This is a genomic window from Aeromonas rivipollensis (assembly GCF_037811135.1).
GTDB classification, from domain to species: Bacteria; Pseudomonadota; Gammaproteobacteria; order Enterobacterales; family Aeromonadaceae; genus Aeromonas; species Aeromonas rivipollensis.
In genome coordinates this window covers 4505001-4522142 of record NZ_CP149130.1, presented here as the reverse complement: position 1 = coordinate 4522142, position 17142 = coordinate 4505001, and the positions used below count along the sequence as shown (strand labels likewise).

General features: G+C 63.1%; 15 protein-coding genes (1 of these 15 cut by a window edge). 11 read left to right on the top strand and 4 right to left on the bottom strand.

Annotated elements, in window-relative coordinates:
• Positions 1–4: 4 nt before the first annotated feature.
• The 3 genes from blaOXA to blrA all read right to left on the bottom strand — a co-directional run bounded on the left by blaOXA (position 5) and on the right by blrA (position 3061).
• Complete coding sequence (gene blaOXA / locus WIR04_RS20775) at positions 5–799, bottom strand: class D beta-lactamase (RefSeq protein ID WP_307766095.1); 795 nt, start codon at positions 797–799, stop codon at positions 5–7.
• 104 nt (positions 800–903) lie between these two features.
• Positions 904–2325, bottom strand: a complete 1422-nt coding sequence (blrB, locus tag WIR04_RS20770; protein WP_338889510.1) for a beta-lactam sensor histidine kinase BlrB — start codon at positions 2323–2325, stop codon at positions 904–906.
• Between the two features lie 61 nt (positions 2326–2386).
• On the bottom strand, positions 2387–3061 hold the full coding sequence (blrA, locus tag WIR04_RS20765; RefSeq protein ID WP_338889508.1) for a beta-lactam response regulator transcription factor BlrA: 675 nt from the start codon (positions 3059–3061) through the stop codon (positions 2387–2389).
• Positions 3062–3185: 124 nt separating this feature from the next.
• Here blrA and WIR04_RS20760 point away from each other — a divergent pair, with 124 nt between their 5' ends.
• The 4 genes from WIR04_RS20760 to WIR04_RS20745 all read left to right on the top strand — a co-directional run bounded on the left by WIR04_RS20760 (position 3186) and on the right by WIR04_RS20745 (position 11596).
• Positions 3186–3959 (top strand): DeoR/GlpR family DNA-binding transcription regulator, encoded by a 774-nt coding sequence (locus tag WIR04_RS20760; RefSeq protein ID WP_338889507.1) that lies wholly within the window; start codon positions 3186–3188, stop codon positions 3957–3959.
• Positions 3960–4013: 54 nt separating this feature from the next.
• On the top strand, positions 4014–5846 hold the full coding sequence (glmS, locus tag WIR04_RS20755; RefSeq protein WP_025328855.1) for a glutamine--fructose-6-phosphate transaminase (isomerizing): 1833 nt from the start codon (positions 4014–4016) through the stop codon (positions 5844–5846).
• Positions 5847–6034: 188 nt separating this feature from the next.
• Positions 6035–7189 carry a response regulator gene (locus WIR04_RS20750; RefSeq protein ID WP_338889504.1) on the top strand — a complete coding sequence of 385 codons (1155 nt, stop codon included), beginning with the start codon at positions 6035–6037 and terminating at the stop codon, positions 7187–7189.
• Between the two features lie 21 nt (positions 7190–7210).
• On the top strand, positions 7211–11596 hold the full coding sequence (locus WIR04_RS20745; RefSeq protein ID WP_338889502.1) for a response regulator: 4386 nt from the start codon (positions 7211–7213) through the stop codon (positions 11594–11596).
• Positions 11597–11704: 108 nt separating this feature from the next.
• On the opposite strand, the gene WIR04_RS20740 is transcribed toward WIR04_RS20745, so the two are convergent.
• A complete protein-coding gene (locus tag WIR04_RS20740) occupies positions 11705–12481 on the bottom strand; it encodes a LuxR family transcriptional regulator (protein ID WP_025328854.1) in 777 nt (258 codons plus the stop codon).
• Here WIR04_RS20740 and WIR04_RS20735 point away from each other — a divergent pair.
• The 7 genes in view from WIR04_RS20735 to WIR04_RS20705 are tightly spaced (at most 38 nt apart) and all read left to right on the top strand, a layout consistent with a single transcriptional unit that may run on beyond the window.
• Positions 12389–12655, top strand: coding sequence for a hypothetical protein (locus tag WIR04_RS20735; RefSeq protein WP_338892672.1), 267 nt, complete (start codon positions 12389–12391; stop codon positions 12653–12655). The two genes, WIR04_RS20740 and WIR04_RS20735, sit on opposite strands and share 93 nt — an antisense overlap.
• Before the next feature lie 38 nt (positions 12656–12693).
• Positions 12694–13455 (top strand): DUF3450 domain-containing protein, encoded by a 762-nt coding sequence (locus tag WIR04_RS20730; RefSeq protein ID WP_338889499.1) that lies wholly within the window; start codon positions 12694–12696, stop codon positions 13453–13455.
• A complete protein-coding gene (locus WIR04_RS20725; RefSeq protein ID WP_338889497.1) occupies positions 13452–14747 on the top strand; it encodes a MotA/TolQ/ExbB proton channel family protein in 1296 nt (431 codons plus the stop codon). The genes WIR04_RS20730 and WIR04_RS20725 overlap by 4 nt, the downstream gene beginning before the upstream one ends.
• Entirely contained in the window at positions 14744–15274 is a 531-nt protein-coding gene (locus WIR04_RS20720) for a MotA/TolQ/ExbB proton channel family protein (RefSeq protein WP_025328851.1), read from the top strand. Before WIR04_RS20725 ends, WIR04_RS20720 begins: the two co-directional genes overlap by 4 nt.
• Entirely contained in the window at positions 15271–15672 is a 402-nt protein-coding gene (locus WIR04_RS20715; protein WP_025328850.1) for an ExbD/TolR family protein, read from the top strand. The genes WIR04_RS20720 and WIR04_RS20715 overlap by 4 nt, the downstream gene beginning before the upstream one ends.
• Complete coding sequence (locus tag WIR04_RS20710; RefSeq protein ID WP_338889494.1) at positions 15669–16331, top strand: energy transducer TonB; 663 nt, start codon at positions 15669–15671, stop codon at positions 16329–16331. The genes WIR04_RS20715 and WIR04_RS20710 overlap by 4 nt, the downstream gene beginning before the upstream one ends.
• Before the next feature lie 2 nt (positions 16332–16333).
• Positions 16334–17142, top strand: partial view of a hypothetical protein gene (locus tag WIR04_RS20705; protein ID WP_338889492.1) — the 5' portion only. Its footprint extends 370 nt past the window's final position; 809 of the gene's 1179 nt are visible here — the first part of the coding sequence; the start codon lies at positions 16334–16336; its stop codon lies beyond the right edge, outside the window.

Here is a 17142-nt window from a genome sequence, read left to right as displayed (position 1 = left end):
GGGATCAGCGTTTCTTCAGCTCTGTTGGCAAGGCGGCAAACACCTCTTCCTTTGCCCTGAGGGACGCGAACTGCTTGCCGGGTTTTTGTACCACTGTGTGCACGAAGATGAGCTTCTTGTCCTGCTTGCTGGCCCAGCCGACGAACCAGCCGATCTGCTGATCCCGGTTGAGGCTGCCATCCAGCAGCTTGGGGTAGCCCATACCGGTCTTGCCGTGGATCTGCCAGCCATCGATGTCGGGCTGACGCAGCAGCGTGCTGGTGCGGCGTACCGCTTCGGCGGAGACCGGCAGCTTGCCGCTCACCAGCTTGCCGAGGAAGCGGGCCTGCTCCTGGGGGCTGATGGCTAGGCTGGAACTGAGCCAGGCCTGGGTCAGGCCGTCGTGCTTGCCCGGGTTGCCCGAGAGCTCCCGGTTGCCGTAGTCGAAGCGGTCGACGTACTGCTGGAAGCGCGCCTCTCCCAGCCACTCGGTGAGGCGTTGGGAGTACCAGATCACCGAGAATTTCATCCAGCTGCTCGGGGTGGTGGTCTGCTTCCACTCCGGCAGGAAGTCAGGGTCACCGGCTTTGAATGGCAGGGCGGGCAGCTGTTCATCCACCAGGAAGCCGCTCTCATAGCCCATCAGCGCGAGGGGGATCTTGAAGGTGGAGGCGGGCGTCAGCTGGCTGGCGCAGTCACCCTGGGCGCTGAGGGGTTTGCCGCTGCCATCGGCAAACAGCAGGCAGCCCGTGGTGGCGCTGGCGGGCAAGGCACAGAAGAGGCCGGCGGCAAGCAGGCCGGACAACAGAATGCGGGGCATGAACATCTCCTTGATGCATCAGAACGCGTATCGACGGGTCCGGGCGGGACCCTATCCGAGGAGGCGCAGCTTAGCCCGACTCTGTGTGTTCAGTGTGAAGTCCCCTAGCCGGCAGGCAGCCAGAGTTCGGCCAGCACCCCCCCTTCCGGCTGGTTGCCCAGGGTCAGCCGGCCGCCGTGCTGGCGGGCCACTTCGGCGGCAAAGCTGAGCCCGAGGCCGCTGCTCTTGCCCTTGTCGGGTCTGGGCAGGGAGTAGAAGCGCTCGAAGATCCGCGGCAGCGCATAGTCCGGGATGCCGGGTCCCTGATCCCGCACCCGGAAGCAGTAGCCCCCCTGCTCCATGGCGCCACTCAGCCGGATGTGACCCCCGGTGGGTGAGAAATCGAGGGCGTTGTCCAGCAGGTTGCCCAGCGCCTGCTCCACCAGCAGGGGATCCCACTTCTGCCTGGGGGCGTCGGCGAGCTCTGCCGCCAGGGCTACCTGACGGCGGGCAGCGACTATCTGGCGGGCATCCAGAGCCCGCCTGCCCAGTGTGGCGGGGGCTATGGCCTGTCTGTCCAGCCCCTGCCCCGATTCGAGGCGCGCCAGCTGCAGCATGCGCTCGATCAGTTGCTGCATGCGGGCCGTCTCCAGATTGATGTTGCCGATAAAGCGCCGCGCCACCTCGGGGGGCGGTGCCTCGGCGAGGATCTCCCCTGCCCCGCGGATGGCGGCCAGCGGGCTTTTGAGCTCATGGGTCAGGCTGTGCACATAGGCTTCGATGTAGGATTTGCCGTCCAGCTGGCGGCGCATGGTCTCGAGGGAGTGACCGAGCCGGTCCAGCTCCGGGCTGTGGAGCCTCGGCAGGCTGGCGGGCTGGCCCTGGCTGACCGCATCGGCGTAGTGCACCAGCTTGCCGATGGCGCGGGTGAGCCACCACACCAGCAGGGCGCCGATCAGCAGCGAGAGGCAGAGCAGCAGGGCTGCCCCCTGCAACAGCTGGTGCTCGCTGCGCTCTATCATGGGCAGCAGGGTGCGGTTGGGCTTGGCGACAGTGAGGGAACCCAGGATCTCGTCCCCCTCGCGCAGGGGGGCGGCCACGTGCATCACCGAGCTGGCGGGATCGTCAGGATCGCTGCGGGTGCTGCGGGCGCCATACTCCCCGCGCAAGGTGCGGTAGACGTCGTTCCAGCGGGAATAGTCCTTGCCCAGATCTACCCCGTCCGAGTCATAGACCACCTTGCCTTTAGCGTCGACCACATAGATACGGTACTCCGCCTGCTGCTTGAGGTGACCGTCGATCAGGGCGTTGATGGGGCTCTGGTTGAGGCGGGCAAAGGCGCTGGCCAGCCGGCCATCCGCCATCTTCCCCTCCTGCAGGTCGTCCAGGGCCAGGGGGGCCAGCAGCTGGGCCATGTCCACCAGGGTATCCTCGGTGGCACTGCGCACCCCGGGTTTGATCTCCTCGACGAAGATCTCCAGCACGAACCAGGCGGCCAGCGCGAAGATCAGCACCAGACCGCACAGCAGTTGCAACCCTATCCTCATGGCCGTCCCCCTCGGTGGTTCCGCTGCCCTGGCCTGCCTGGCCGTTGCGATCCCCTGTGGCTCATGCCAGCTCCAGGCTGTAGCCCAGCCCGCGGTGGGTCAGGATCAGATTGGCCTCGGCGTCCCGCTCCCGCAGCTTGGCGCGCAGGGTCTTGATGTGGGTGTCGACGGTGCGATCCAGGCTCTCTTCGGCCCCGCTCCACACCAGGTCCATCAGCTGCTGGCGGGAGTAGACCCGCCCCGGCGCCTGCATCAGGGTCTTGAGCAGCAGGTATTCGTAGCGGGTGAGAGTCAGGGGCTGACCGTGGAAGCAGATGCGGGCCCGCTCCTCGTCCAGTGCCAGTAGGGCGCTGGGCTGGGGAGCGCTCGGCTGGCTGCGGCGCAGTATCACCCTCACCCTGGCGCACACCTCCCGCGGCGAGAAGGGCTTGGCCACGTAGTCGTCGGCCCCTATCTCCAGCCCTATCAACCTGTCTATCTCCTCGCTGCGGGCGGTGAGAAACATCAGGGGAGTGTCGGTCAGGGCCCGCACCCGCTTGCACAGCTCGAAACCGCCTATGTCCGGCAACCCCACATCCAGGATCAGAAAATCCGGTCGCGACTGTTCCAGTCGCGCCAGCAACGGCTGGCCGAGGGGGAACCACTCCACCTCGAAACCATCGGTTTGCAGGGCATAGATCAGGGTGTCGGCGATGCTGGCCTCATCTTCCACCAGCCAGATGACTCGTTTTTGCATGGCGTCCTCGTCATAAATCGGCCTGACCATTCTGGCATCGAACCAAATCGGATCCTATTTGCCGTTTGATTTTTCCAAAAAAGGTATTAATATTTCGCCATTCTTTCGAATCGAAACTTTTAAGATGACCAAACGCAACACACAACAGCGCCGTCACACCATAGTGACCCTGGTGCAGGAACAGGGCGAAGTCAGCGTCGATGCCTTGGCCAAGCACTTCTCCACCTCGGAAGTGACCATCCGCAAGGATCTGGCCGTGCTGGAGACCGGCGGTCTGCTGCTGCGCCGTTACGGTGGCGCCGTTCCCCTGCCGAGCGAGATGGTGGTGGACAGCTATCCGGATCAAGTTTCGAAACGAAAGCTGGCCATCGCCCGTGCCGCCGCCGAGCGCATCCGCGATCACAACCGCATCATCATCGACAGCGGCAGCACCACCAGCGCCATGATCCCCATGCTGGGCAGCAAGCGCGGCCTCATCGTGATGACCAACTCCCTCAACGTGGCTGGCGCCCTGCGCGAGCTGGAGAACGAGCCCACCCTGCTGATGACCGGCGGTACCTGGGATCCCCACTCCGAATCCTTCCAGGGTCAGGTGGCGGAGCAGGTGCTGCGCTCCTACGACTTCGACCAGCTCTTCATCGGCGCCGACGGCATAGACCCGGAGCGGGGCACCACCACCTTCAACGAGCTGGTGGGCCTGTCCAGGGTGATGGCCGAGGTGTCCCGCGAGGTCATCGTCATGGTCGAGTCGGAGAAGATAGGCCGCAAGATCCCCAATCTCGAACTGCCCTGGTCCAGCATCCATACCCTGGTGACAGACGAGGGGCTGGACAGCGAGGCCAGAGCACAGATTCAAGCCAGGGGGATAGCACTGATCTGCGCCCCCGTGGCGGTTTGACCCAAACATCTATTATCCAATCGAATTAACGTCTTACATTTCAAGGAGAAGTCTATGTGTGGCATCGTCGGGGCAGTGGCCCAACGTGATGTGGCTGAAATCCTGGTAGAAGGTCTGCGCCGTCTGGAGTACCGCGGCTATGACTCCGCCGGTGTGGCCGTGTTCAGCGCCAGCCAGCCGCTGCAGCGGGTACGCCGCCTCGGCAAGGTGGCCGAGCTGGCCAAGGCGCTGGAAGAGCAGTCCGTCCACGGCGGTACCGGCATAGCCCACACCCGCTGGGCCACCCACGGCGAGCCGTCCGAGCGCAATGCCCACCCCCACGTCTCCGAACACATCGTTGTGGTGCACAACGGCATCATCGAGAACCACGAAGAGCTGCGTAGCCAGCTGCAGGGCATGGGTTACGAGTTCAGCTCAGACACCGACACCGAGGTGATCGCCCACCTGGTACACCACGAGCTGAAATCCGCCCCCAGCCTGCTGGCAGCCATGCAGGTCACGGTGAAGCAGCTGCGCGGCGCCTACGGCACAGTGGTGATGGACAGCCGTGACGACAGCCGTCTGGTGGTGGCCCGTTCCGGCTCCCCCCTGGTGATCGGCCGCGGTATCGGCGAGAACTTCATCGCCTCCGATCAGATGGCCCTGCTGCCGGTGACCCGTCGCTTCATCTTCCTGGAAGAGGGGGATGTGGCCGAGGTGACCCGTCGCGACGTGCACATCTTCGATACCCAGGGCAATGCCGTGGTGCGCGAGGAGCTGGAGTCCGAGCTCTCCCACGACGCCGGTGACAAGGGCGAGTACCGCCACTACATGCTCAAGGAGATCTACGAGCAACCCAAGGCCATCACCAACACCCTGGAAGGGCGTCTGGGCACCGACCACGTGGTGGTCGAGTCGTTCGGCAACGGCGCCCGCGCCATCTTCGACAAGGTGGAGCACGTCCAGATCGTCGCCTGTGGCACCTCCTACAACTCCGGCATGGTGGCCCGCTACTGGTTTGAAGAGATCGCCGGGGTCTCCTGCGACGTGGAGATCGCCTCCGAGTTCCGCTATCGCAAGTCGGTGGTGCGCCCCAACAGCCTGCTGGTGACCCTCTCCCAGAGCGGCGAGACCGCCGACACCCTGGCGGCCCTGCGCCTGGCCAAGGAGTCCGGTTACATGAGCTCCCTAGCCATCTGCAACGTGCCGGGTTCTTCCCTGGTGCGGGAATCGGATCTGGCCTTCATGACCCGGGCCGGTGCCGAAATTGGGGTGGCCTCCACCAAGGCCTTCACTACCCAGCTGGCCGGCCTGCTGATGCTGGTTGCTTCCGTCGGTCACTGCCGTGGCAACCTGAGTGCCGCCGCCGAGGCCGAGCTGGTCAAGGCGCTGCAAGCCCTGCCGCTGCGCATCAAGGAGAGCCTGGCGCTGGCCAAACAGATCGAGACCCTGGCCGAAGAGTTCGCCGACAAGCACCACAGCCTGTTCCTCGGCCGCGGCAGCCAGTACCCCATCGCCATGGAGGGGGCGCTCAAGCTCAAGGAGATCTCCTACATCCACGCCGAGGCCTATGCCGCCGGTGAGCTCAAGCACGGCCCGCTGGCGCTGATCGATGCCGAGATGCCCATCATAGTGGTGGCGCCGAACAACGACCTGCTGGAGAAGCTGAAGTCCAACGTGGAAGAAGTCCGTGCCCGTGGCGGCATCCTCTACGTATTCGCCGATGCCGACGCCGGCTTCAAGAGCGACGAGACCATGAGGGTGATGAGCCTGAACCACGTGGAAGAGATGATTGCGCCGATCGTCTATACCGTGCCGCTGCAGCTGCTCTCCTACCACGTCGCCCTGATCAAGGGCACCGATGTGGATCAGCCGCGTAACCTGGCAAAGTCCGTCACCGTGGAATAAACCCGGATTCACTGGGCCCTCAGCCCAGGGAGATCCCGCCTGAAAACCGGCGCGCCATGCCAGTGGTGCGCCGGTTTTTTATTGCTCAACTTATTGAAAGCAGGCCGTTTATATCGAAGCTAAGCTTCCTCTAGATCGAGTGGCTCATGGCGATGCTCACTCATTATTGAACTGGAGCAGGAAGCACCATGAACCATCCTCAAGACTTTTATCAGCCCGCGACCGTGCTGGTGGTGGACGATACCCCGGACAACCTGATGTTGATGGCCGCCTTGCTCAAGGATAAATACAGGGTCAAGGTGGCCAACAGCGGCGAGAAGGCGTTGCGCATCCTGCAGGGAGATCCCCTGCCGGATCTCATCCTGCTCGACATCATGATGCCGGGTCTCTCCGGCCATCAGGTGGCCGAGCGGCTCCAGCAAGACCCGCGCACCCGCGATATTCCCATCATTTTCCTCACCGCCATGACTGCCGTGGAGAGCGAGATCCAGGGGCTGGCGCTCGGCGCCGTCGATTACATCACCAAACCCATCAGCCCGCCCCGGGTGCTGGCCCGGGTCGATACCCAGCTGAAGATCAAGGCGGCCGCCGACTTCCTGCGGGATCAGAACGACTTTCTCGAGCAGGAGGTCCAGCGCCGCACCCGCGAGGTGATGGCCATCCAGGACGTGACTATCCAGGCGATGGCCTCGCTGGCGGAGACCCGTGACAACGAGACCGGCAACCATATTCGCCGCACCCAGCACTACGTCAAACTGCTTGCCGAGCTGCTGCGGGATCACCCCCGTTTTCGCCACTTCCTCGACGATGACGACACCATCGGGCTGCTGTTCAAGTCGGCCCCCCTGCACGACATCGGCAAGGTCGGCATTCCGGATCACATACTGCTGAAACCCGGCCGTTTAACGGTGGAAGAGTTCGAGATCATGATGACCCACACCACCCTGGGGCGTGATGCCATCCAGCGGGCCGAGGATCAGCTCGGCATCTCGGTGGACTTTTTGCGCTTGGCCAAGGAGATTGCCTACAGCCATCAGGAGAAGTGGGACGGTAGCGGCTACCCGCAGGGTCTGGCCGGAGATGCCATTCCCATCAGCGCCCGGCTGATGGCGGTGGCAGACGTCTATGATGCGCTGATCAGTCGCCGGGTGTACAAGCCTGGCATGTCTCACGAGGAGGCGGTGGATATCATCCGTCAGGGCGGCGGTTGGCACTTCGATCCGGACGTTTGCGATGCCTTCCTGTCTGCGGCCGAGCAATTCAAGGCCATCGCCGAGCGATTCAGCGACAGCGATCAGGACATGGCCAAGCTGCCGGCGGCCAAGCATTCCCCAACCCCCTGAGCCAAAAACAAGGTATTCCCGATGAGAGTGCTCGCCCCCCTTGAGCGGCTCGCGCTGCGACACAAATTGATGATCGGGTTCGCCGTGCTGCTGGCGTTGGCGCTGGCGCTCGGGGTGCAGAGCCTGCGCACCCAGGCCAAGCTGGCAAGCGATCTGAAGCATCTCTATAACCAGGAGCTGGTGGGCGCCCTCAACCTGCATGAGGCGCGGGTGCAATTACCGCATATAGTGCTGGCGCTGCATAAAGCCATCGATACCGACAATGCACATGTGCGGCTCGAGGCGATCAAACTGGTGCAGACGGCCCGGCAGCATTTGCAGGATCAGCTGGCCCTGGCCCAACCCACCCTCTGGCGCACCGAGAATCTGGTCCGCGCCTCCGAGCTGGAATCATTGATTGGGCGCCATCAGCAGGTCGGTGAGCAGGCCCTGCAGCTGGCCGCCCAGGGTCATCAGGAGCAGGCGCAGCTGCTGCTCAACGGCGACGAGTTCGAGCGACTCGATACTCGTGCCGATACGCTGCTGGAGCAAATGGCGCAGCTCAAGCAGACAGCGCTGCGGGATCTGGTCACCCATATTGCCACTTATGCCAAGCTGAGCAGCATACTCACCTATGTTCTGCTGCTGGGTGGCTTGGCGCTGGCGCTGATACTGGCCTGGTTGGTCAGCAAGTCGATACGCAACCCGCTCGAGCGGGTACGCCACGCGGTGGACCAGCTGGCCGCGGGACAACTGGATCAGCCGATCCCCCATACCGACATGCATAACGAAACCGGTGATCTGGCGCGGGCCATCGCCACCTTGCAGATCGAGGCGCGTCAGCTCGAGCTGCAGCGCCAGGTCAAGGCCCACGTCTCTTTGCTGCAGGTCGACCTGCAACAGGCAGAGACGCCGCAAGAGCTGGCACAAGTCTTCTTCGCTCACATGGCGCCCTCACTTGGTACCTGCCAGGGGGGGCTCTACAGCCTGCAGCAAGGCTCAAGCAGCCTGCGACTGTTGGGCGGTTATGCCAATGATCCCGCACATCCGCTGGCCGCAGAGGTTGCCCTCGGCGAGGGGCTGCTTGGTCAGTGTGCGATCGATCGTCAGCCGCGCCAGCTGGAGGGGTTGGCCGAGTCATTCTGGCATGTGCGTTCCCAGTTGGGGGGCGTACCGGCCAGCCACCTGCTGGTGCAACCCGTGATGCGTGGCGATCGACTGCTCGGGGTACTGGAGCTGGCCGGTCTTCGCCCACCGGGAGAGATCGAGACCTTGCTGTTGCAAGAGGTGTTGCCGAGGCTGGCGGGCGCCATGGCCATCATGGAGCGCAGCGAGGCTGTCTTGACTCTGTTGCAGGAGACCCGGCGCCAGGCCGACGAAATGGGAATACAAACCCTGCAACTGGAGCGTCAGGCGGTGGAGCTGGAGGCGCAGCAGACGGCGCTGCGCACCACCGAGGCCTGGTATCGCGGCATCATAGAGGCGGCGCCGGACGGCATGCTGGTGATCGGTGCCGATGGCCGCATCCTGCTCACCAATCCGCAGCTGGACAAGCTGTTCGGCTATGTCAGCGGCGAGCTGATTGGCCAATCCATCGAGTGCCTGGTACCGGAGGGCGGCCGTAGCGCCCATGTGGCGCTGCGTGATGACTTCATCACTCACGGCAGCACTCGCCAGATGGGGGCGAACATCGAAGATCTGCAAGGGGTGCGCAAGGATGGCAGCCTGTTCTCCGTGGAGATCGGCTTGTCCCACCTGCCCACGCTGGCCGGGCGCGGCACCTGTGTCTGCGCCTCGGTGCGGGATGTGAGTGAGCGCCGGGCCATGGGGGCCAGGCTGCGCACGGCTAGCGAGCGTCTGACGCTGGCGCAGGAGGCTGGCGGCATAGGTCTGTTCGACATAGATCTTGTGACCGGCCATGGCTACTGGACACCCCAGCTGGAGAATATGTTCGGGCTGGAGCCGGGTGGTTTCGGCGGAACGCTGGATCACTGGCAGGCGTTGCTGCACCCCGATGATGCGACACCAGCCAGAGACGCCTTCGAAAAGGCGATCGCCAATGGCGATGACCGGCTCGAGATCGATTTTCGTATCCTGCGTCAGCGGGATGGTGCGGTGCGCACCTTCAAGTCCCTGTGTCGTTTCACTCGCACCCCGGAGGGAACGCCGCTGCGGGCAACCGGGGTCAATATCGACGTCACGGCGTTGACCGAGGCACGGGCGGTGGCGGAAGAGGCGACCCAGGCCAAGAGCGCCTTCCTCGCGAACATGAGCCACGAGATCCGTACCCCGATGAACGCCATCATCGGCATGAGCCATCTGGCGTTGGGGACAGAGCTGGATCGCCGCCAGCGCAACTACATCGAGAAGGTGCATCGTTCGGCGGAGAACCTGCTCGGCATCATCAACGACATCCTCGATTTCTCGAAGATAGAAGCCGGCAAGATGGATCTGGAGCTGATCCCCTTCCACCTGGAGGATGTGCTGGACAATGTTGCCAACATGATAGGCCTGCGTGCCGAAGACAAGGGTCTTGAGCTGCTGTTCAACACCGCCATCGATCTGCCTACCGCGCTGGTGGGGGATCCGCTGCGGCTGGGGCAGGTACTGGTCAACCTTGGCAACAATGCCGTGAAGTTCACCGAGCGCGGCGAGATAGTGGTCGGTGCCGAGTTGCTTGGCAATGACGGCTCCGGGTTGGAGTTGCACTTCTGGGTGCGTGATACCGGCATTGGCATGAGCAACGAACAGTGCGAAGGCATCTTCCAGTCCTTTAGTCAGGGCGACAGTTCCATCACCCGCAAATACGGGGGCACGGGGCTGGGGCTGTCCATCTCCAAACGCCTGATCGAGTTGATGGGGGGGCGTATCTGGGTGGAAAGCGTGCCCGGCCAGGGTTCCACCTTCCATTTCACGGCCATCTTCGGACGCCAGGACGAGCTGTTGCCAAGGCGCATGTTCACCCTGGACGAGCTGCGCGGTGTGCGGGCGCTGGTGGTCGACGACAATGCCAGCGCCCGCGAGATCCTGTACGGCATGGCCAGCAGCTTCGGGGTCGAGGTGGACGTGGCCGACAGCGGCCGAATGGCCCTGGCGATGCTGGTGGAGGCCGAGCGCAAGCATTTGCCCTATGACCTGGTATTGATGGACTGGCGCATGCCGGGCATGGACGGGGTCGAGACGGTGCGGCAGATGCACGGGGCCAACCTGGCCCGCACACCCTCGGTGATCATGGTTACCGCCTTCGGCCGCGAGGAGGTGCGTGAGCAGGCCGAGCTGCGCGGTGTCATGTTGCCCATGGTGCTGACCAAGCCGGTGACGCCATCCACCTTGCTGGAGGCGCTGGGGCGTGCGCTCGGCAAGACGCCTCAACTCGATACCCGCCTGGCCGAACGCAGCGAGCAGAGCGCCAGCGCCACGGCCAGCCTGCGCGGTGCTCGCCTGTTGCTGGTGGAAGACAACGAGTTGAACCGTGAGCTGGTAAATGAGCTGTTGCAGGGAGTGGGTATAGAGTTGCATCAGGTGTTTGATGGTCAGCAGGCGCTCGACCTGCTGGAGCGGGACGCCGACTTCGACGGCGTGTTGATGGATTGCCAGATGCCGGTGATGGACGGCTACACCGCGACTCAACTGATCCGCCAGCAGCCCCGTTTCGCGTCGCTGCCAGTGATCGCCATGACGGCCAATGCCATCAGCGGGGATCGCGAGCGAGTGCTGGCGTGCGGCATGAACGACCACATCGCCAAGCCCATCAATGTGGATACCATGTTTGCCACTCTGGCCAAGTGGATAACACCGCGGGCGCGCTTGCCGGTGAAGGTGGCTGAGGTTGCACCCCAAGCCGGGATCATCCTGCCTGCGGAGCTCGATGGCATCGATCAGGCCGCCGGGTTGGCCACCTGTCGGGGGCATACCGATCTCTATCTGCGGTTGTTGCACAAATTCCTTGCCGCCAATCGAGGTTTTACCGAACAGTTCGAGGTCGCACTTGCCGACACGGATCCCGTGGCGGCAGCCCGGCTCGCCCACAGCCTGAAGGGGACGGCCGGCAATATCGGCGCCTTCGGGATAGCGCAAGCGGCGGCTGAACTGGAACGGCTCTGCCAGAGCGGGGCCGCGGATGACCTGGTCCAGGCCGGTCTGGCCGAGGTTGAGCTTAAACTGGGGCCAGTGCTCGATGCCCTGGCTTGTCTGGGAGAGGGAGAGCCTGCGCCGAAACCACTGACACAGGAGCCAGATCTCGACCTTGAGCCACGCTTGGCCCGACTCGGTCGCTTGCTGGCAGAGAGTGACAGCGAGGCGGTCGAGGCGCTGCTTGAGCTGCGAGCCCTCGCCTTGGCGCCAGCACTGGCCGATCGCCTGGCCCGGGTTGCGCAACAGGTGGACCGTTACGATTTCGACGCCGCCCTGGCCCTGCTGGAGGGCTGAACAGGACACACCGGATGAGCCGGAGTGGTCGCCTCCGATGACTAGGTGGCATGACTACAGAATAAAAAAGAGCCGCATCGCGGCTCTTTTGTTTTCCCATCGGCCTGTCTAGGACAGACGCAGATTGGTGATGGTCACATCGTCCAGCGAAGGCACTATGATGCCGCTGGAGATGCTCTTGGCGATCGCCTGGTTGCGGTTCTTCGAATCGGTCTTGTTGGTGACCTGATTGAGGTGGAAGTTCACGGTGCGTTCGCTGATGCCGAGGATGGTGGCGATCTCCCAGGAGGTCTTGCCCTCGCTGGCCCAGAACAGGCACTCCTTCTCCCGATCCGACAGCTCGGCCAGATGCTTCATCAGGTCCGGCCTGCTCTTTATCAGCTGCAGCGCCGCGTTGAAGATGTAGCTGGCACAAAATGACAGCATGGGAACGTTTTCAAACATCAGGTCGGAGTTGGATTTTTCCTTGCTGATGAAGGAGAGGATGCCGTGTTCCCCCTGAGGTGTGTGCAACGGGAAGGAGACGCCGTTTCTCACACCGAAGTCGGCGGCGAGGTTCATCACTTCCCGGCTGGCGCTGGGCAGCCAGGGGGAGTCGCAGTCGAGCTTGTTCCAGAAGATGGGCTGGGTCTGCTTCAGGCCCAGGAAGACCACAGGATCCTGGGTCAGGTAGTGCCGCTCCGTGTAGGCATCAAACCAGCTGGTCGGGCAGTTGTTGAACAAGGCCACGTGTGATTTCTGCATACTGATGGGGAAAATGATCAGCAACCTAAAGTAATCAAATCCCATCTGATGGCTGAAGCGCTCCAGTTGTTGCTGGATATCGCTGGTTTTCTTGGCCTTGGTGAACCGATCTATGTGTTCCCAGATCGCATCGTTAAACATGTAAGTCTCCTTCTTCGACCACTTATCATCCTGATCGAAAAGACATTTTTTAGTTATTTAAAATGGTGTTGTGACTACCAACGCCAGTTATTCCCGTGCTTGTCTAAAAAGTATCCTGTTTTTTCGGCCACAGGCCAAGAAAATCATCTGATTGCCACTGGCACTACTCTTTGAGACAATGAGAATAGTTATCATTGTTAAGATTGTGTACCATGAAAAAGATCTGGGGTCTGGCCTTGTTGCCATTGGCCGTTCATTTCGTCGCCTCGGCAGACGATTTGGTCGCGCCCGCACTGAAAAACAGCATCGCGGATGGGAAAGCCTCCCAGCAGCGCGTAGAAAAGGCGGCCGATGCCGCCGTTGCCGCACGACTGGAGCTGCAAAATGCCCAGCTGCAACTGCGCGACCTCGAAGCCTACAACCGCTACATGCAGTCTCTGGTGGCCGATCAGCAGAATGAGCTGGGCAAGCTGACTCAACAGCTGGAAGCGGTGCAGGAGACCCGGCAGGGCTTGATCCCCCTGATGCTGCAGATGCAGGCGGATTTGGATCAACTGGTGCAGGATGACATTCCCCTGCGCAAGGAGGACCGTCTGGCGCGGGTCGAGCAGTTGAAGGTGACCCTGGCCCGGGCGGACGTGAGCGAGGCGGAGAAGTTCCGCCAGCTGCTGCAGGCCTACCAGATCGAAGCCGAATACGGCAGCCGGATGGACGCCTATTCCGCCCAGCTGGCGCTGGATGGTGCCGAGCGTCGGGTCGATGTGCTGGCGATCGGCCGGGTCTCCCTGCTGGCCATGACCGCCGATCGCTCCCAGGGGTGGCGCTGGTCCGCCGAGAGCAAGACCTGGTTGCCGCTGGATAGCGAGTGGCTCACCCCCCTTGCCGATGCGCTGGACATGGCGGCCGACAAGAAAGTCCCGCAACTGTTGCATGTGCCCCTGTCTGTCGCGCGTAGCCAGGAGGCTCAGTCATGAAATGGTTCCCCCTTCTGATCACCCTCTCCCTCTGCTCCCAGCTGGCCCTTGCCAATGAAGAGTGGCAGCAGCAGGAACAGGCCCGAGAGCAACAGGCACAGCAGGATCTGGCGTCTGTCTCCACCGAATTGAACAGTGCCCGCGCCAGGCTGGCCGAGGCCCAGCGCCTGAGCAAGGAGCTGGCCAGCCAGTTTGCCAGCAATGAAAAGCAGCTGGTCGAGCTCAACAGCCGGTGGGAGCAAGCCTCCGGCGACATGAACGAGATCTTCGCGGTGACCCGTCAGGGCGCCAGCGATGCGGTCAAGCTGCTGGGTGACTCCTCGGTGCAGGGCCAGTATCCGGATCGTCTGACTGCCTTGAAGGCGATGGCTCAGGATAAGCAGGTCCCGGATCGCGCCGCCCTCGCCCTGCTGCCCGCCACCCTGTTGCAGGAGATCCGCGAGTCGGGCCGAGTGGTCCAGTTCAACGGCAAGGTGCTCAATGCCCAGGGGGCGGCCAGTGAACAATCGCTGACCCGGGTAGGCAGCTTCGCGCTGTTTGGCAGCGAAGGCTTCCTGCAACCGAGCGGCGAAGGGCTGAGTCCGGTACTGGGCTTGCCCGGCGGAGTGCTGTCCGAGCTGAGCGCCTATCAGGGCAAGGAAGGTGAAGCATTGCCGCTGGATCCCTCCCACGGCGTCCTGCTCGAGATGCTGGCCCAGGCGCCGACCTTCTGGCAGCAAGTCCAGCAAGGGGGCCAGGTAGGCGCCATCATAGTGCTGCTGGCCGCCATCGGCCTCGGCATTGCCGCCGTACGGCTCTGGACCCTCTCCCGTGAACTGACCCTGGTGCGTCGCCAGCTCAAGAGTGGCGAATACCACGCCGACAACGCCCTCGGCCGGGTGCTGACGGTGGCGGAACAGCATCCCGAGCTGAGCATGGAGACGCTCGAACTGAGGCTGGACGAGGCCATACTGCAGGAGACGCCCCGGATGGAGCGTGGCATCGGCATGGTCAAGGTGATCGCGGCCATCGCCCCCATGCTGGGGCTGCTCGGTACTGTCACCGGCATGATAGGCACCTTCCAGGCCATCACCCAGTTCGGCACCGGCGATCCCAAGATCATGGCGGGCGGCATCTCCATGGCGCTGATCACCACGGTGCAGGGGCTGGTGGCCGCCATCCCGCTGATCCTGGCCCACAGCCTGCTGCAATCCCGTTTCACCGAGCTCTCCAACGTGTTGGAGCAGCAGGTCGCCGGCATTCTGGCCGAGCGGGCCGAGAATAACGGGGACGGGATGGAGCGGGTGGCATGATGGTCGACATCTGGCAACAGTTGCAGAGCTTCATGGGCCGTGGCGGCCCAGTGCTCTGGGTCATCCTGGCCTTGCTGGTGCTGATGTGGATTTTGATGATCGAGCGGCTGCTCTACCTCAACCTGGGCTTCGGCCCGCTGCAGCGGCAGTTGTTCGGCCGCTGGCAGGGACGCAGCGAGCGCCACAGCTGGCACGCCAAGGCGATCCGTAGCCGCTGGCTGGCAGAGGCCGAACTCGAGCTCAACCGCCACCTCATCTTCATCCGCACCCTGGTGGTGCTCTGCCCCATGCTGGGCCTGCTCGGCACTGTGACCGGCATGATAGGCGTATTCGATGCGTTGGCCGCCGCCAACCGTTTTAACCCGGAGAGCATGGCGGGCGGGATCTCCCGTGCCACCATCCCCACCATGGCAGGCATGGTGGTGGCGCTCTCCGGCGTGTTGTTACTCAGTCGTCTCGAGAGCCAGGCCAAGCGTGCGCTGGCCAAGACCCGGGACGGCCTGCGAGAAGAGAAGGTAATGCAATGAGACGGCAATCCAAACGCCAGCGTGATGAAGTGCAGATCGACATGACCCCCATGCTGGATATCGTGTTCATCATGCTGATCTTCTTCATCGTGACCACCTCCTTCGTACGGGAAGCCGGGCTCGAGGTGCACAGGCCCCAGGCGAGCCAGGCCAAGGCGCAGAAGTCCTCCAGCATCATGCTGGCGATCGGCGCCCAGGGGCAGATCTTCCTCGATCGCAAGCAGGTGGATGTGGAACGGGTGCAGGCTAGTCTGGCCCGTCTGCTGTCGGAACAACCCGATGCCAGCCTGGTGATCCAGGCCGATGAGCGGGTGCCTCACGGCAAGGTAGTGCGGGTGATGGACGAGGCCAAGGCGGCAGGCATCGCCAATATCGCCGTGGCGGTGGCGCCGAAATGAAGTTCAAGCTGATGAGCCTGGGACTGGGGGTTGTCCTCAGCCTGGCGATCCTGCTGTTCATGGCCACGTTGGTGGAACCCCCCCGGGGAGAGAAGGCCTCGTTCGAGCAGAAAGCCATCGTCATCAATATGCAGACCGAGGTGAACGAGGTGCAGGTGCGCGAGCGCCCGGTACCCCAGGAGCCGGAACCCTTGCCGGAGCCGCCCGCCGCCCTGGCGTCCACGCCAATGCCCATGCCGGCGGCGGCGCCGCTGCCTTCGGTGCAGCCGAGCCTGGATCTCGTCTCCAGCCTGAGCGCGGTACAGGTATCTGCCCCCGGGGTCGCAACCAGCCCCACTCCGGTGGCGAGCGGCAGCTTCCATGGTCAGTCTCAGGGCGTGGGCATAGGTGTCGGTGACATGTTGACTCCCTTGCAGCGGGTCGAGCCCGTTTATCCCTATCGGGCCCAGCAGGCCGGCATAGAAGGCTCGGTGACCCTGCGCTTCAGTGTCGATGCAGAGGGACGGGTACAGGATGTGGAAGTGATCGAGGCCAAGCCCAAGCGACAGTTCGAGCGGGCGGCGATTCAGGCCGTCAGCAAGTGGCGCTACCAGCCGAGACCGGGTGCCACCGACAAGCTGGTGCAAACCATCAATCTCAAATTCAAATTGGAGTCGTAACCATGTTGCGGATCTGGATCTGCCTGCTGGCCCTGGTCAGCCAAGCCTGTCTGGCCATGGAAGTGAGCCCTCATTTTTCCCGTCAGCTGGAACCCGTGATGAAGCTCTATCAGTCGGGTCAGTGGCAACAGGCCCAGAACAAGGCGACCGGGCTCAAACCTGGTTCCGATGCCGAGCGCGCCTGGCTGGCTCAGTTGCAGGCTTCACTGGCGGCCAACTTGCAGCAGACCGCACAGGCGAGTCGTTACGTGGAACAGGCGCTGGCCTATAAAGAGTGGCCCGAGCAGCAGCAGCTCCAGTTGCTGCGTCTGCGTGGGGATATCCAGGCGCAGCAATCCAACTGGTCCGGCGCCATCGCCAGCTACAAGGCCGCACTGGCACTCAAGTCTGACGATGCCTTGCGCCTGCGCCTGGCCGGCCTCCATTACCACAACAAGCAGTATGGTGAGGCGGCCAGCCAGAGTGAACAACTGTTGAAGAAGAGCTGGCAAAAGCAGGCCGCCATTATCCGCCTCTCGGCCCTCACTGCCCTGCAGCGCTACGCGGTGGCGGCCGATCAGGCCGAAGAGCTGATCCGCCACGAACCGAAAGAGAGCAAGTGGTGGCAGCAGGCGGTGTCGCTCAACCTTTCTGCCAAGCGCGGCGATCAGGCGCTGGCGCTGTTGCAGACCGCCATCGATCGCCAGCTGATGGACGATGCGGCCGCCCGCAACCAGCTGATCCGGCTCTATGCCTGGCAGGGGCTGCCCTATCGCGGCGCCCGTCTGCTGGAAGCCGCCATGGCCAAGGGACAGATGAAGCAAAGTGCCGA

Bases quoted from the DNA above. Each gene is read 5' to 3' on its own strand.
- blrA (WP_338889508.1), bottom strand. From the start codon at position 3,061: ATGCAAAAACGAGTCATCTGGCTGGTGGAAGATGAGGCCAGCATCGCC.
- WIR04_RS20720 (WP_025328851.1), top strand. From the start codon at position 14,744: ATGATGGTCGACATCTGGCAACAGTTGCAGAGCTTCATGGGCCGTGGC.
- blaOXA (WP_307766095.1), bottom strand. From the start codon at position 799: ATGCCCCGCATTCTGTTGTCCGGCCTGCTTGCCGCCGGCCTCTTCTGT.
- WIR04_RS20760 (WP_338889507.1), top strand. From the start codon at position 3,186: ATGACCAAACGCAACACACAACAGCGCCGTCACACCATAGTGACCCTG.
- WIR04_RS20725 (WP_338889497.1), top strand. From the start codon at position 13,452: ATGAAATGGTTCCCCCTTCTGATCACCCTCTCCCTCTGCTCCCAGCTG.
- WIR04_RS20735 (WP_338892672.1), top strand. From the start codon at position 12,389: ATGGCTGAAGCGCTCCAGTTGTTGCTGGATATCGCTGGTTTTCTTGGC.
- WIR04_RS20740 (WP_025328854.1), bottom strand. From the start codon at position 12,481: ATGTTTAACGATGCGATCTGGGAACACATAGATCGGTTCACCAAGGCC.
- WIR04_RS20745 (WP_338889502.1), top strand. From the start codon at position 7,211: ATGAGAGTGCTCGCCCCCCTTGAGCGGCTCGCGCTGCGACACAAATTG.
- blrB (WP_338889510.1), bottom strand. From the start codon at position 2,325: ATGAGGATAGGGTTGCAACTGCTGTGCGGTCTGGTGCTGATCTTCGCG.
- WIR04_RS20710 (WP_338889494.1), top strand. From the start codon at position 15,669: ATGAAGTTCAAGCTGATGAGCCTGGGACTGGGGGTTGTCCTCAGCCTG.
- WIR04_RS20750 (WP_338889504.1), top strand. From the start codon at position 6,035: ATGAACCATCCTCAAGACTTTTATCAGCCCGCGACCGTGCTGGTGGTG.
- WIR04_RS20715 (WP_025328850.1), top strand. From the start codon at position 15,271: ATGAGACGGCAATCCAAACGCCAGCGTGATGAAGTGCAGATCGACATG.
- WIR04_RS20730 (WP_338889499.1), top strand. From the start codon at position 12,694: ATGAAAAAGATCTGGGGTCTGGCCTTGTTGCCATTGGCCGTTCATTTC.
- glmS (WP_025328855.1), top strand. From the start codon at position 4,014: ATGTGTGGCATCGTCGGGGCAGTGGCCCAACGTGATGTGGCTGAAATC.